15 protein-coding genes are annotated in these 14,819 nt (G+C 68.8%); 7 read left to right on the top strand and 8 right to left on the bottom strand.

Annotation, left to right across the window (positions count from 1 at the left end):
* From SBI67_RS09545 to SBI67_RS09530, 4 genes are all read right to left on the bottom strand, one after another.
* Nucleotides 1-489, bottom strand: coding sequence for a disulfide bond-forming protein DsbE (locus SBI67_RS09545; RefSeq protein ID WP_318980298.1), 489 nt, complete (start codon nucleotides 487-489; stop codon nucleotides 1-3).
* 37 nt (nucleotides 490-526) lie between these two features.
* Entirely contained in the window at nucleotides 527-970 is a 444-nt protein-coding gene (locus tag SBI67_RS09540; protein ID WP_318980297.1) for a nuclear transport factor 2 family protein, read from the bottom strand.
* Entirely contained in the window at nucleotides 960-2,768 is a 1,809-nt protein-coding gene (locus SBI67_RS09535; protein ID WP_318980503.1) for an N-acyl-D-amino-acid deacylase family protein, read from the bottom strand. The genes SBI67_RS09540 and SBI67_RS09535 overlap by 11 nt, the downstream gene beginning before the upstream one ends.
* Nucleotides 2,769-2,846: 78 nt before the next feature.
* Nucleotides 2,847-3,755, bottom strand: a complete 909-nt coding sequence (locus tag SBI67_RS09530) for an SDR family oxidoreductase (RefSeq protein WP_318980296.1) — start codon at nucleotides 3,753-3,755, stop codon at nucleotides 2,847-2,849.
* Nucleotides 3,756-3,822: 67 nt separating this feature from the next.
* Here SBI67_RS09530 and SBI67_RS09525 point away from each other — a divergent pair, with 67 nt between their 5' ends.
* The 3 genes from SBI67_RS09525 (at nucleotide 3,823) to SBI67_RS09515 (ending at nucleotide 6,444) form a co-directional block, all read left to right on the top strand.
* A complete protein-coding gene (locus SBI67_RS09525; protein ID WP_318980295.1) occupies nucleotides 3,823-4,770 on the top strand; it encodes a dienelactone hydrolase family protein in 948 nt (315 codons plus the stop codon).
* 80 nt (nucleotides 4,771-4,850) lie between these two features.
* Nucleotides 4,851-5,963, top strand: coding sequence for a glycosyltransferase (locus SBI67_RS09520; protein WP_318980294.1), 1,113 nt, complete (start codon nucleotides 4,851-4,853; stop codon nucleotides 5,961-5,963).
* A gap of 67 nt (nucleotides 5,964-6,030) precedes the next feature.
* Nucleotides 6,031-6,444, top strand: a complete 414-nt coding sequence (locus SBI67_RS09515) for a hypothetical protein (protein ID WP_318980293.1) — start codon at nucleotides 6,031-6,033, stop codon at nucleotides 6,442-6,444.
* Here SBI67_RS09515 and SBI67_RS09510 read toward each other — a convergent pair.
* Both SBI67_RS09510 and SBI67_RS09505 read right to left on the bottom strand, forming a co-directional pair.
* On the bottom strand, nucleotides 6,354-6,953 hold the full coding sequence (locus SBI67_RS09510; RefSeq protein ID WP_318980292.1) for a winged helix-turn-helix domain-containing protein: 600 nt from the start codon (nucleotides 6,951-6,953) through the stop codon (nucleotides 6,354-6,356). The genes SBI67_RS09515 and SBI67_RS09510 overlap by 91 nt on opposite strands.
* A 61-nt stretch (nucleotides 6,954-7,014) precedes the next feature.
* Nucleotides 7,015-7,770, bottom strand: a complete 756-nt coding sequence (locus tag SBI67_RS09505) for a MetQ/NlpA family ABC transporter substrate-binding protein (RefSeq protein ID WP_318980291.1) — start codon at nucleotides 7,768-7,770, stop codon at nucleotides 7,015-7,017.
* Between the two features lie 134 nt (nucleotides 7,771-7,904).
* Between SBI67_RS09505 and SBI67_RS09500 the strand changes: the two genes are divergently transcribed.
* Both SBI67_RS09500 and SBI67_RS09495 read left to right on the top strand, forming a co-directional pair.
* Nucleotides 7,905-9,323, top strand: a complete 1,419-nt coding sequence (locus tag SBI67_RS09500; RefSeq protein ID WP_318980290.1) for an APC family permease — start codon at nucleotides 7,905-7,907, stop codon at nucleotides 9,321-9,323.
* Nucleotides 9,324-9,542: 219 nt separating this feature from the next.
* Nucleotides 9,543-9,983, top strand: coding sequence for a hypothetical protein (locus tag SBI67_RS09495; RefSeq protein WP_318980289.1), 441 nt, complete (start codon nucleotides 9,543-9,545; stop codon nucleotides 9,981-9,983).
* Here the strand turns inward: SBI67_RS09495 and SBI67_RS09490 are convergent.
* Nucleotides 9,976-10,449, bottom strand: coding sequence for an acyl-CoA thioesterase (locus SBI67_RS09490; protein ID WP_318980288.1), 474 nt, complete (start codon nucleotides 10,447-10,449; stop codon nucleotides 9,976-9,978). The two genes, SBI67_RS09495 and SBI67_RS09490, sit on opposite strands and share 8 nt — an antisense overlap.
* A 48-nt stretch (nucleotides 10,450-10,497) precedes the next feature.
* Between SBI67_RS09490 and SBI67_RS09485 the strand changes: the two genes are divergently transcribed.
* A complete protein-coding gene (locus tag SBI67_RS09485) occupies nucleotides 10,498-11,484 on the top strand; it encodes a threonine ammonia-lyase (RefSeq protein ID WP_318980287.1) in 987 nt (328 codons plus the stop codon).
* Between the two features lie 307 nt (nucleotides 11,485-11,791).
* Here SBI67_RS09485 and SBI67_RS09480 read toward each other — a convergent pair whose 3' ends face one another.
* Nucleotides 11,792-13,276 carry a peptide MFS transporter gene (locus SBI67_RS09480; RefSeq protein ID WP_318980286.1) on the bottom strand — a complete coding sequence of 495 codons (1,485 nt, stop codon included), beginning with the start codon at nucleotides 13,274-13,276 and terminating at the stop codon, nucleotides 11,792-11,794.
* A gap of 209 nt (nucleotides 13,277-13,485) precedes the next feature.
* On the opposite strand from SBI67_RS09480, the gene SBI67_RS09475 reads away from it, so the two are divergent.
* Entirely contained in the window at nucleotides 13,486-14,739 is a 1,254-nt protein-coding gene (locus SBI67_RS09475) for a DUF7159 family protein (protein WP_489685550.1), read from the top strand.
* Nucleotides 14,740-14,819 lie beyond the last annotated feature (80 nt).

The following is a 14,819-nucleotide window of genomic DNA, read 5'->3' as shown; positions in this document are numbered from 1 at the left end:
TCAGGCCAGGGCCGCCACGCGGTCGGACAACTCCTGTTCGGACATCGCCGAGGTGGGGTTGTTCACGAACGACGACGTGCCGTCACGCTTCACGAACAGGTAGGCCGGCTGCCACGGCACGTTGAACCGCGCCCAGATGGACCCGTCGGCGTCGTTGAGGTTGGTGAACCCCAAGTTGTACTTGGACACGAAGCCCTGCATGGCCGACACGTCGGAACGAGCGGCCACCCCGACGAAGGTGACACCGGGGTTGGCGGCGGCCACCTTGCTGACGTTGGGCGCCTCCTGATTGCAGAACGGACACCACGGCGTCCAGAACCACAACACGGCCGGGCGGCCCTGCAGGCTGGCACCGTTGAACGGGGCACCGGAGAGGGTGGTACCGGTGAATTGCAGGCGGTCATCGGCCAGGGCCGTCGGCGCAGTGACACCGAACAGCATCAAGGCCGTCACCGCGATCAGGACGAGGTGGCGGATGCGAGTGTTCATACCCGGTGCACGTACCCGGAACCCGTTCGGTTCACTCTCAGATCTGGCCGGTGGCGTCGTAGATCCAGGACATGTCGGAACGGGCCAGCTCCGCCATCCACGTCGACGGCGCGAAGTTCACCAGCGCCCCCATGTCCCAGTAGTCCTTCCACAGCGTGATCCGGTCGTCGCGGACCTCGTGCACACTGACGAAGCGCAGCAGGGCGGTCTCCCCGGATCGCCACTCCCACGTCTCGGAATGCTCGTACATGACCGTGTCACCGGCGGCGACCAGCGGCCCGTCGTGGTTGACGTAGGAGGCCAGCGGCTCCAGCCCGATCTTGAGCCGTTTGACGATGTCCTCCGGGCCGCGCGCGGACGCGGCAGGCCCGACCGGCATATCGGCATAGATGCAGTCGTCGGCGAGTTCTGCCTTGACCGCCGCCCAGTTCCGGTCCGACAGCGCCTTCCACATCCGCCGCACCGTGTCTTCAGCTGACAACGGACAATTCACCTCGCACGTCGTCTCGCTCGGCGGGCAGCGCGGGAGCCCGGTGCGCCGCGCGCAGGAAGCGACCGGTGCGCCGCCGGCCGACCAGGTCGGTCGGCGCGCCGGCGGCGAACACCAACCGCCCGCCGACCAGCACGGCGGACACGGTGTCGTCGTTGCGGTTGACCATCCGCGACAGCCCGCCGTAGTGGTCGACGGGCTCTTCGGCGTAGGCCTCCAGGGTGGCGTCGAGGCGGGCCGGGTCCACGATCACCACGTCGGCGCGGTCCCCGATACGCAGGTGGCCGGCGTCCAGGCGGTACCAGTCGGCCAGCTCACCGGTGAGCCGGTGCACGGCATGCTCGACCGTCATGAACGGGCGGCCTGCCTTCTCGGCGTCGTACACATGCCGCAGCAGTCGCAGGCCCATGTTGTAGAACGCCATATTGCGCAGGTGCGCGCCGGCATCGGAGAACCCCATCTGGATTCCGGGTTCGCGGGCCAGCTTCTTCAACACGGCGGGGCGGTGATTGGAGATGGTGGTCCGCCAGCGCAGCGCCCGGCCGTGCTCGCACACCAGGTCCAGGAACGCGTCGACGGGGTGCACACCGCGGTTGACAGCCACCTGACCGAACGACCGCCCGATCACCGAGGTGTCCGGGCAGTCGACGATATCGGCGTCGAAGAAGTCCCGCTGCCACACCCGCACCCCGAACTTGTTCTCGTAGTCCTTGCGGAACTGTCTGCGGTACTGGGGGTCTCGCAGCAGTTCATTGCGTTCCACCTCGTCGCGCAGGTGCAGCGCTGCCGCTCCGGTGCCGAACTCCTCGAACACCACCAGGTCGATACCGTCGGCGTATACCTCGAAGGGCACCGGCAGGTGCTGCCAGCGGAAGTTGCCGCCGAGTGCGTTCACCAGCCGGGCCAGCGGGCCGAGGATGCGCACCGCATAGGGGTTGGACTTCACGTCGGCGGCCGAGAGCAGGCTGGTCTTGAGGGGGTTGCGGAACAACCCGAGCGACTGCGCCAGCTGCGACAGCAGGTTCAGCGGGTTGGCGATATCCGGACCGGACTGCAGCACCCGCCCGGTGCGACGCAGCCGGGATTTCAATCTGCGTAGCTCTCGCGGTCTGGCGTAGGTGGACGGCAAGGTGCGTGACCGGCACACCTCGCCGTCGATCTTGTCGAAAAGCAGTTGCTGCGATGACAATCCGACAAAACCGGCATCCAGGGCCTCGGCCAGCATGCGCTCCATCGCGGCCTGCTCGCGCCGGGTGGGGCGTTCGGAGCGGCGGGTCGCCCGGTCCAAACCCATGACCGCCGTGCGGATGTCGGAGTGCCCGATGAAGGCGGCCACGTTCGGGCCGAGCGGCAACGTCTCGAGCGCGTCGACGTAGCCGTCGGCGCCGTCCCAGCTCTTGTGACGGTCCACCGCGGCGATGACGTGTTCCCGCGGGATCGCCTCGACCCGGCCGAACAGGTCACCGGCGTCTTCGCCGTCGACATGCACGGTCGACAGCGAGCAGGAACCGAGCAGCACCGTCGTCACGCCGTGGCGCAGTGATTCGGCGAGCGCGGGACCGCAGAGAATCTCGACGTCGTAGTGGGTGTGGATGTCCAGCATGCCGGGCAGCACCCATTTCCCGGCCGCGTCGATCACCTGCGGGCATCCGGTGCTGTCCAGCTCGTCGGCACTGATGGCGACGACGTGACCGGCGCGGATACCCACATCGCGTACCGCAGACGGCGCACCGGTGCCGTCGAACCAGCGTCCGCGCCGGATGACGGTGTCGAAAGTGCCGTGCGTCACGTTTGTGCTCACCCCGCCATCAGAACAGCGCGGCCGGACGGGTGTCAACGAAAATCGTGAACAGATTTCAGAAGTTGTCTACACCCAGCCATCGGGGCGGCGCCCGTCGATATCGCTGAAGCCGTATTCGGCGGCCAGTGCGGCCGAGGTCACCGACCGCTGATTCCAGCGCTGTCGGTCCGGATCCGCGGCGATCGCGGCCACCCCGCGCCCCACGAAGCGGGGTGACTCGGACTGGGCAAAGCCCGGCGGGGCGCACGGGTAGCCGTCGTCGCGGCCGATGTCCAGCGCGCGGTGCCAGTCGGCCTCGCAGACCCCGTAGGCGTCGAGCATCATCTCCGAACGCAACCAGCCCGGGGTGACGGCCACCGCGGTGGCGCCCACTGCTCTGAGCTCGTGGCCCTGACTGAAGGCGAGCCGGTTCACCGCCACCTTGGCCAAGTCGTAGAACACCGAGAGCCGATAATTGGCTGCGTTGTATTCCGTTGTGCCGTCGGTGATTTCTACGACCAGTCCGCCCGGGCGTCGCACCAGCAGTGGCAGCAGGCAGTGCGAGGTGATCAGATGGGTGTCGATACCCAACCGCAGGATGCGCAGGCCGTCGTCCAGATCGTGATCCCACATCGGCCGGCCCCACGTCGTGGGTGGCCCCTTGAGCACTTCGGCGCCCCAGATGTCGTTGACCAGGATGTCGATGGTCCCGAACTCGTCGTCGATGCGTCGCGCCAGCCGTTGCACCTGCGCTGTGTCGAGATGGTCCACCTGCACGGCCACCCCCGTTCCGCCCAGGCTGGTCACCAGCTCGGCGGTCTCCTCGATGGTCTCGGGCCGGTCATAGTCGGAACCGTCGTTGCCGGTCACGCTGCTGCGCCCGGTGCAGATCACGGTGGCCCCCGCCTCGCCGAGGCTGGCCGCGATGCCGCGACCGGCGCCGCGGGTCGCACCCGCAACGACCGCGATCCGGCCACGCAACGACCCAGCGGTCATCGTCTGAGTATCGCGCGTCCAGAAATACGGCAGGGAGCTTTCATCGATCCGGGGCATACTCGCGAATGTGACTCCCATGCAGCGCTACATCGCCGAAGAGATCGCCACCGACCATGTCGACGGGTTGCTGTCTCGCCGTGAGGCGCTGCGCCGGCTGGCCCTGCTCGGGATCGGCGCCGGTGCGGCAAGTGCCCTCATCGCCGCGTGCAGTGACAAGAAGGCGGCCTCGCCGACGCCGAGCGCCAGCACCGGCGCCACGACGTCCGGTTCCGCAGCGGCCGCCCCGCCGCCGGGGTCAGAGCACACCCTGCCCACCGCGCCGGTGAACTGGGCCGGGCCACAAGGGGAGCTTGAAGGGGCGTGGGCGTCGGCGGACGCGAGGAGCAATACCGGTGACGCGGTCGACCCGAAGGGCGCCGTGCTGATCGTGCACGAGAACAAGGGGCTCAACGACTGGGTGCGCTCGGTTGCCGGCCGGTTCGCCGGCAGCGGCTATTCGGCGCTGGCGATCGACCTGCTCTCGCCGCAGGGCGGGACCGGTAGCTTCGCCGACCCCGCGGCGGCCACCGCGGCGTTGGGCAAGATCCCGGCCGCGGACCTGGTGGCCAACCTGAAATCGGGTGTCGATGAACTGGCCCGGCTGGCGCCGGGGCAGAAGCTGGCGGCGGTGGGCTTCTGCATGGGCGGCGGCCTGGTCTGGCAGCTGCTGGCCGCCGGTGAACCGCGACTGGCCGCGGCGGTGCCCTTCTACGGCCCCACCCCGGCGAACGCCGATTTTTCCGGTTCCAAAGATGTTGCGGTGCTTGGCTTCTACGGTGCGCTCGACGATCGGGTGAACGCCACCGAGCCGGTCGCCAGGGCTGCGCTGGAGAAGGCGGGCATGGTGCACGAGCTGGTCACCGAACCGGACGCCAACCACGCGTTCTTCAACGACACCGGCGAGCGTTACCAGGCGACCGCCGCAACCGACGCGTGGAACCGGGTGCAGGACTGGTTCACGAAGTATCTGTCCTGAGCGGGCGAGTTCACGCTTCGTTCAGCGACGCGTCGACCATTGGTGTCCGTCAGCACACGGGCTGCCGATCTGATGGTGGCATGCGCGTTGTGCAGGTCGCGAACTTCTACGGCCCGCGGTCGGGTGGCCTGCGGACCGCAGTGGACCGGCTCGGCGCGGAGTACTGCGCGGCCGGTCACGAGGTGTTCCTGGTGGTCCCCGGCAGGCGCCGGGCGCGCCGGGCGCTGCCGTCGGGGGTGGTGCGGTTGGAGTTGCCCGCCGCGCTCATCCCGGGCACCGGTGGCTACCGCGCGGTGCTGCCGGGCCCGGTGACCGCGCTGCTGGAGCGGTTGCAGCCCGACGCGCTGGAGGTATCCGACCGGCTCACCCTGCGCTCACTCGGGCAGTGGGGTCGCCGGCACGGAGCAGCGACGGTGATGATCTCGCATGAGCGCCTGGATCGACTTGTGGGACAAGTCCTTCCGCCCCGGATGGCGCGTTCAGTGGCCGACCTCGCCAATCGCCGCACGGCATCGAACTATGACGCGGTGGTGTGCACGACCGCGTTCGCCAGGGCGGAGTTCGATCGGATCGGTGCCCGCAACGTACAGACCGTCCCGCTCGGAGTGGATCTGGAGCAGTTCCACCCCAGCCGGCGCAGCGCCCAGGTACGCGGCCGGTGGGCGGCGCCGGAGCAGACCTTGTTGGTGCACTGCGGCCGGCTGTCGGTGGAGAAACACGCCCACCGGAGCATCGAAACCGTTGCTGCTTTGCGCGATTCGGGATTGGATGCGCACCTGGTGGTGGTCGGAGAGGGGCCGATGCGGGCCCGGCTGCAACGCCAGGCCGCCGGCCTGCCGGTCGCTTTCACCGGGTACGTCGGCTGCCGTGACACGGTGGCGGCGATCCTGGCATCGGCCGATGTCGCCTTGGCGCCCGGGCCGCACGAAACCTTCGGCCTGGCGGCGCTGGAGGCATTGGCGTGTGGGACACCGGCAGTGGTGTCGCGCACCTCGGCGCTGGCCGAGATCCTCACCGAGGACAGCGGCGCCACGGCCGACAATGATCCGCGGTCCATCGCCGACGCGGTCGCCGGTGTCATCCGCCGCCCGGAGCCGCTGCGCCGGGTCAGTGCCCGGCGCCGCGCAGAACAGTTCACCTGGCCCCGCTCGGCGGCGGGCATGCTCGACGCGCTGGGAGCGGCGGCCGGGTAGTACGCGCCTGCACGCTGGTGCTGTTCATCGTCGGTCCCGGAGCGGGGCCGTGAACTACCATCCGACTATGAGACGTCGCGTCGCCGTCCTGGTACCGCTACTGATGGCCGCCGGCCTGGCCGGCGCGGACTTCACATTCGTGGGTGCGGCCACCGCCGCACCCGAGCAGCCCGGCTGCGCTTACACGCTGTCGACGCCGGTGGTGACGCAGGTGTCGGGAACACCGATGGTGACCACCACCGTGACCACCGCGGCGTGCAACCGGACCAATTCGATGCTGCAGGTGGCGTGTCTTGAGATACAGGGGGCCGGTGCCGCGCCGCTGTGCGTGTCGAAGGAGGGCCCGACCGCCGCGCAGGTGTTCTTCGCGCCGTACCGGCCGGGGGCGACCTATGTTGCCAGCGGACGCGGATGCGCCGTGGCGGGCAGCCCGACCGTATCGGTGTGCCACACGGTGGGGCCGGTCACCGTCACGTTGTGACGGCCGGGTTCGGGCAGATCTGCCGGGTCCCAGCGGTAACCGGAGCCGCGGACGGTTTGCAAGGCCCGCGCATAGCCGCCCAGTTTCGCGCGCAACCGTCGCACATGGGTGTCCACCGTGCGCGCCGACACCGCCGAGTCCTGCCAGACCTGTGCCATGAGCTGCGTCCGGGACGCCACCTGCCCGTGCCGCTCGGCCAGGTGGCGCAGCAGGTCGAACTCGCGGCGGGTCAGGCGCAGCGCGATGCCGTCCACCCAGGCGTCGTTACGCCCGATGACCAGGCCGCGGGCCGACGGGGCGGGGCGCGGCCGCTCGGGCCGGTCGGCTTCGATCTGGACCGGCCGCACCCGTACCCCTGGCACCGATCGCGCGATGATCTTGCCGTACTCCTCCGCCAATTGCGCTGTGCGCGAAGGGAGCTCGACGAAGCCGACGGGCACGTCGAAGGTCAGCAGCACCCGCACCGTGCCGGTGCGTTCGGCCGGTGGCGGGGTGGCGGCCTGGTACATCCCGTCACTGTCACCGCTGACGAGGTGATACGGCCAGGGTTTGCGTCGGCCTGAACACAACTCAGAACGCGGCGACCACCTGTCCGTCGTATGCGGTGGCGATGAACTCCCGGGTGGCCGGGCTGTTCAGGGCCGCGGCCAGCAGCCGGATGTCGGGGTGGCCGGCACCGCCGGCGGCCACCACCAGATACTCGGCATACGCGGAATTGGCCCGGTCGCAATACAGGGCCGTGGTGGTGTCGACATCGGCTTCCATCGCTTGATTGCCGAACAGGAAAACCACGTCGAAATCGTCGCGGGCCGAGGGCAGCATCCAGCTGGACAGCTCCTTGAACACCAGCCGTCGCGGGTTGGCCTGCACGTCAGCGACCGAGGCCAGGACCCCCGGCCCGGCGTCGCATTCGATCAGGCCCAGCCCCGCCAGCATTCGCAGCGACCGGTCGGCGTTCACCGGATCTGCGGGCAGCGCGACCTCGGCGTACTCGGTCACGTCGGCGAGCCGGGCGAACCGCGTCGAGTACAACCCGAACGGTTCGATGTGTACCGGCACTACGGGTTCCAGCGCATGGCCCGTGCGCTGGTTGAACTCGGTCAGGAAGGGCAGGTACTGAAAGTAGTTGGCGTGCAACCGTCCCGCCGCCAGCCAGTCGTTGGGTTCGTCGAACGAGTCGAACACCGTCACCTGCAGGTCGATCCCGTGACCGGCCAGCGGTCCGCGCACGTTCTCCAGGATCTCGGCGTGCGGCACCGGGGTAGCGCCCACCCGCAGCGGCCGCAGACCCTTGGTGGCGAACGCTCGCACCGAACTGGTCGACATGCGGGCAACACTACTGCTGTTGCGCCGGTTGGACGCGCGGTGCCCGGCGGTGATTGTGTCGCATTGTTACGGCCTTTGACGCACGCTGACCGCAGCCGTGGTCGCTGCGGCGCCGGGACCATACGGTCTCGCGCATGTCTGAAATCAGTGCGGTACCCGACGATCTCACCGCGCCAGGGGAACGGAAGCTGCGCGGCAATCTCGGGGTGGCCGCGATCGTGTTCATGGTGGTGGCTGCGGCCGCACCACTCGGCGTCGTCGGCGGAGTCTTTCCGCTTGGCATCGCCAACGGTAACGGCGCCGGTTTTCCGGCGACCTTCATCGTCTCGACGGTCATCCTGCTGTTGTTCGCGGTCGGCTTCACGGCACTGACCCCGTTCGTCGAGGAGGCAGGTGCCTTCTTCTCGTATGTCCGTCACTCTCTTGGCTTTTCGGTGGGCATCGGGTTCGGCTTCGTCGCGCTCGTCAGCTATGTCGCGCTGGAGGCCGGCGTGTACGGCCTCCTCGGGCCCGCCGGGGCCGGCGTGGTCACCCTGTTCGGCGGGCCCGCGTTGCCGTGGTGGGTGATCGCGGCCATCGCCTTCGCGGTGACGACGTTCCTGGGTTACCGCAACATCGAGCTGTCCAGCCGGGTGCTGGGCATCCTGCTCACCGCCGAGATCGCGGTGATCCTGATCCTGGACCTGGTCATCGTGGTGCGCGGGGGAGGCGAGCACGGCTTGTCGGCCGGCGTCATCACCCCAGCCACGGTGTTCTCCGGATCGCTGGGCATCGGGCTGCTGTTCGCGATGCTCAGCTATATCGGTTTCGAGGCCACGGCCATCTTCCGCGACGAGGCCAAGGATCCCGAACGCACCATCCCGCGGGCCACCTATGCCGCGCTGATCCTCATCGGTGCCTTTTACGCGGTCACCAGTTGGGCGTTGATCTCGGCTTGGGGTGATGACCAGGCGGTGGCCAAGGCGACCGAATCCGGTGGCACCTTCCTGTCCGATATCGCGCAGACCTACATCCGCACCGCGGGCAACGACATCATCACGGTGCTGTACTTCACCAGCTTGTTCGCCTGCATCCTGGCGTTTCACAACGTGGCGTCGCGTTACGTGTTCGCACTGTCGCAGCACCGGGTGCTGCCGCAGTCCCTCGGCGTCGCGCATGCCGCTCACGGGTCGCCGCACAAGGCGTCGCTGTGGATCTCCGGTGTGGTGGCGATCAGCATCGCGGCCGCCGTGGTGTTCGGTCTCGATCCCGTCGCGCAGTTCTATACGTGGTTCGCGGCCGCCACCACGGTCGGTTTCGTGGTGCTGCTGATCGCGACCAGCGTGGCGGTGCTGGTGTTCTTCGCCCGTGACCGTCGCGGCTACTCGCAGTGGCGGGTGCGTATCGCGCCAACGCTGGGGCTGGTGGGACTGGTGGTCACGCTGGGACTGATCCTGACCAACCTTGAGGGGCTCGCGACGTCGAACGCCCTGGGCTGGGGCATCGTGGGCCTGCTGGTGGTGTCGTTCGTCGTGGGCGCGATCGTCGGTAACCGTGTCGGAGACGCGTCATAGGACCCGGTCGGAGACGCGTCACAGGACCCGGTCGGGGACGCGCCCGGAACCGCTGCGTCATGACCCGGCGGTAACGCCACCGGGGCGGCGGTCGATACTTCGGGTAGGAATGGCGGCCGACTGGCAGTACGCATATATCGACGACCTGGTGCGCCTTCGTACTGCCTGTCGCCGTGTTCTTCCTGAAGAGAACGCACGCAACATGGTGGGGAGATCACGATGAAGCTGGCCAAGGTCGTGGCGAGTGCCATGATCGTCGGCAGTCTGGGATTCGGCGGCGCGACCCTCGGGGGTGCGGTGGCGTCGGCGGACCCGGGGCACGGCAACGGACACGGGCGCGGTAATGACTGCCAGCCGTGGTGCGCGGGCCCCGGCGGACCGGGCGGCCCCGGTGGCCCCGGTGGACCCGGGTTCGACAAGCACTGGGACAAGGGCGTGTGGTGGGCCAACAACCGCCACGACTGGTGGGATGACCGCCAGGGTCCGCCGCCGTGGGGCTGGGGCCCGCCGCCCCCGTTCCAGTGGACCGGCGGCCCACTGCCTCCGTCGATCAACTACTGGGGCTACAACGCGAACCCGGTGTGGGACGACGGTTTCCACCAGTGGGGGATCTGGCTGTTCGGGCTGTGGATTCCGATCTTCGGCGTCGGGTTCAACTGAGCGGGCCGCGCCGGTCAGCTGGCGCACAAAGGCTTGTTGCCGTGCGCTCCAAAGCGGTGCGAAAGTGCTCGGGGACGGGCCGTTTCGCCCAATCCGACATCGCGACGACGACGTAGGTGGTGCGGCCTCGCACGGCCGGCTGTTCCGCCTCGCCGGACCCCGTGCGCAGTACGGTGAACGCCAGCGTGAAGCTGGTCGTGCCGGTCCGCTCGCAGGCCACCAGCACCCGCACCGTGTCGCGCCAGCGAACCGATACCAGGTAGTCGATCTCGGTGTGTACCACCTTGAAGTCGAGTCCCTCGGCGAGCAGCTCGTCGTAGCTCGATGACAACCCGTCCAGAAACGCGGTGCACGCCTCGTCGAACCACGTCAGGTAATGGCCGTTGAACACCACGCCCTGCTGGTCGATCTCGGCATAGCGCGGCACGATCGGAAACGAGAACGGTTGGTCGGTCGGTGTGCTCACCGAAGTCACCTTGCCCGACACGGCGCCGACATGAAAGCGTGGGAACCGATGACCACCGCTTCCCTCGTCACGCTCGACGATATCCGCGCGGCGGCGCAGCGGCTGCGTGGCGCCGTCGTACGCACCCCGCTGGTCCCCGCCGAGTGGGCGGATCCCGCTCGGCCGCTGTGGATCAAACCCGAGAGCCTGCAGGTGATCGGCGCCTTCAAGGTCCGCGGTGCGCTCAACGCCGTGGGCCGCATCGACGCGGCCGTCAGGTCGCGCGGCGTGGTGGCCTACTCCAGTGGTAACCACGCGCAGGCAGTCGCCTATGCGGCAGCCACTTTCGGTATCGACGCGCATATCGTGATGCCGCAGGAGACGCCGGACATCAAGGTGCGCAAGACCCGCGCACACGGAGCCAGGGTGGTGTTGTGTGGTGCCGGCGAGCGCGAAGCGGTGGCCGCCGAGCTGGTGGAGCAGACCGGTGCCACGCTGGTCCCGCCGTTCGACCATCCCGATGTCATCGCCGGGCAGGGCACGGCCGGTCTGGAGATCGCCGAGGACATGCCCGATGTGGCCACCGTGCTGATCCCGGTCAGCGGGGGAGGGCTGGCGTCGGGTATCGGCACGGCCGTCAAGGCATTGTGCCCGCAGGCCCAGATCTTCGGCGTCGAGCCCGAACTCGCCGCCGACACCGCGGCCGGGCTGCGCGCGGGGCACCGGGTGCCCATGCCGGTCGCCGAGCGAAACCGCACCATCGCCGACGGGCTGCGATCCGAACCCTCGGAGCTGACATTCGCGCACCTGCAGCGGGTGCTGACCGATGTCCTCACCGTCTCAGAAGAGGAAATCCGTTCTGCGGTAAGGGAATTGGCATTCAAGGCGCATCTGGTCAGTGAGCCCAGCGGGGCCGTGGCGCTGGCGGCGTACCGGCGTTACGCGTTGCCGCCAGGTCGCACCGTGATGATCCTCTCCGGCGGGAATGTGGAACCGGCGGTGCTGCGCGAGATCCTGGCCGGCCCGTCAGCCGGCGCGGAACACCAGGGGCACTGACACCTCGCATCGCTGCTGGATGCAATGTGTCCACGCATCTTGCGCCGCAACGGCTCTCAACCGGCGACGGGGCCCGTGCCAGCCACAGGTGCAGCTGGCGGCGGAGTGCCCGATCCCGCGGCTGTACACCGACGTCATTCCCTGCGCGGCACAGTCGACGCTCAGGTCATCAAGTATTGGGGCGCTCATCGGCACCTCCTTCGCGGGTCGTGCCCTCGATTCTCGCGCACCGGGCCGCGATTGGGCTCGGCGCAAGGTCACGACTTCGCACAGATCGGATGGAGCGCCCGTAACCGTCGGCGCCGGCTCAGTGCACACCCTCCATCTGGCGGCTGATCCACGGCGACACCACGAACACCACGATGCCGACGATCACCGCGACAGCGCCCAGGATGCCGAAGTAGGCCACCTCCCTGGACGGTTCGTAGTACTTGGCCAGTACGCCCGACATCGACGTGCCCAGCCCCACCGAGAAGAAGTACAGCGCCATCATCTGGGCGCGGAACGCATCCGGCGCAAGCTTGGTGGTGACCGACAGTCCGATCGGCGACAGCAGCAGTTCCGACACCGCGAACACTGCCAGGATGACCGCGATGAGCAGCGCCGGGACGGCCTTGACACCGGCCAGCGGTACGAAGCACAGGAAGGCCAGGCCCATACCGATGACGCCGTAGCTGAACTTGCGGGGCGTGGTCGGCGCCCGATTGCCCAATTTGGTCCACATCGCCGCGAACAGCGGTGACAGCACGATGGTCCACACCGGCTCGATCGAGCCGATCCAGTTCGACGGCGCCGTCCAGCCGAAGATCGACCAGTTCATCCGCTCGTCGGAGTAGACCGCGAGCACCGTGAAGATCTGCTGGAACAGTGACCAGAACACCGCGTTGGCGATGAACAGTGGGATGAACGACCGGACCCGCACCTTCTCAGAATCGGTCACCTTGGCACTGCGCAGCATGACGGCGAAATACGCGATCGACGCGACGATGATGACGCCGGTGGTGACCTGGGACAGGTTGCTCAGCGTCACCAGTTTCAGTCCGGCGGCCACGGCGATGACCGCGATGACCGCGACGAAAACCCCGGCCGTCTTGCCGATGGCACTGCGAGGCAACGGATTCGGGACATGCCGACCGTGGTCACCGAGATTGCGGCGGAAGGCCACGTACTGCGCGAGCCCGAGCGCCATGCCGATCGCGGCGGCCCCGAACCCGTAATGGAAACCGACCCGGGTCTGCAGGAGGCCGGTGATGAGCGGCCCGATGAAGGCGCCGAGGTTGATGCCGAGGTAGAACAACGTGAATCCACCGTCGGCGCGGGCGTCACCCTTGGCGTACAGCGTGCCCAGCAGCGACGAGGCATTCGCCTTGAGCGCCCCGGAGCCCAGCGCGACCAGCACCAGGCCCGCGCCGACACCCGACAGGCCCGGCAGCACCGCCAGCGCGATATGCCCCAGCATCACCACGACGCCGCCGTAGAAGACGGTGCGTTCCATGCCGAGTAGCCGGTCGGCGATCCAGCCGCCCAGTACCGTCGACAGATAGACCAGACCGCCGTAGGCGCCGACGATGCCGGTGGCGGTGGCCTTCGACAACTCCAGGCCGCCGTCGGTCGCCGAATAATAGAGGTAATAGCCGAGGATGGTGAGCATCCCGTAGAAGGAGAAGCGCTCCCATAACTCGACGCCGAAAAGGTTGGTCAGACCGATCGGATGTCCGAAGATGGTCCGCGTCGAATCCCCCTGCGACTGCTGCGGCAGGTGTGACTCCTGCGGCCCCCGTAACTCGCTCATGTCGGTTACCCTGCCACGCCGGCCGGGACGGCATCGCCTTCTTGCGGTGTGTTGGCCTCGGTTTTCGGTGCGGTTCGCAAGCAGGGGCGGCGGCGGACTGGGCCGAAGGCGACCCGCCCCGGTAGTCTCAGCCCGATAACGAGGCGGTGACGGTATCGCCTCGACGCGGTCGCGCTCCACTGTGGCCTGCGTGGTCCGAAGGGGTACATGTGGACGCGGTGCTCGGATTGTCGATGACACCCACGTCGCTCGGCCTGGTGGTGGTGGGCGGTGCTGACGAGGTCGACGGTGGTTCCGCCGGCGATGCCTTCGCGCTGCCGGTGGACGGCGGCACGGATGTCAGGGCGGCCGCCCAGCGGGTCACCGCGGCGGTCGAGGCGATCTCGGCGGGCCGCCGGCTCAAATCGATCGGCCTGACCTGGAGTGAGGATGCCGGCGCCGAGGCGGCGATGCTGATGAACTCGCTCAGCGAGTCCGGCTTCGGCAACGTGGTGCCGATCCGGTTGCCGGAGGCGACCGAGGCGCTGGCCCGCGGGATGGCAGAGGTGATCGGCTATCGCACGACAGCGGTCTGCGTGATCGAGCCCGACACCGTCATCGCTCTGATCGTGCATCGCGGCGACGGCGGCGTGCAGACCGCGATCAACCACGGCATCGACAGCGACGAGAGCCTGATCGGCTGGCTGAGCACGGTCTTCACCAAGGCCGACTGGCAGCCGGAGGCGTTGGTCGTGGTCGGTTCGGCCGGCGACTTCGGCGCCGTGTTGCCGCGGCTGGAAGACGCGCTGTCGGTTCCGGTGTACGCCCCGGACGAGGCGCCACTGGCGCTGGCCCGTGGCGCGGCGCTGGCCTCCACCCACAGCCTGGACCTGCCGTTCGACGAGGCGGCATTGGCTCCGGTCGGCGGCGGGCGGCATGCCGCCGGACGGCGGGTGACGGCGACCGGGGCGCTGACCGGCGTGCTGGCCGCCGGTGTGTTCACCTTCGTCGTCTCGGCATCGGTTGCCGTCGCGGTGGCACTCTCGCCCGAGCATGCGGTCGCGGCGCCCCGCCCGGCCGCCGCGTCGGCGGCGATTCCCCAGGTGGCCGTCCCCGCGGCGGCCCCGATCATGGCGCCGCCGCCCGCCGCGGCACCGCCCGAGGCCGTCCCGGCGGTCGAGGTACCGCAGGCACCGGTCGACCCGGCCACCGACGCGCCCGCCGCGGCACCCCCGGATATCGCCGATACCGCACCGGCCGCCGGGGTGGACACCGAGCCTCCGGCGGCACCGGTCGACACCGCGCCGCCGCCGCTGAGCTTCGACGCGGGGGTCGCGGCCGCGGTGCCGCCACCCGCGATCGTGCCGCCGGCCCCGGCCGCCCCGCCGGTGAAGAAATCACTGCTGGACCGGATCCGCGACCGGTTGCACCCAGGCGCCGACGACGACTACCCGACCCCCGTGCTGCCCGCGCCGCAGGGCTGATGCGCGGCTCTCGTTAACGATCATCTCGCCGCGGACGAACTAGCATGTAGTCCACCACCGCCGTCTGGGTGTCCCAGAGA

The organism is Mycolicibacterium chengduense (assembly GCF_033741155.1).
Classification (GTDB): domain Bacteria; phylum Actinomycetota; class Actinomycetes; order Mycobacteriales; family Mycobacteriaceae; genus Mycobacterium.
This window is presented reverse-complemented; position numbering and strand designations above follow the sequence as displayed.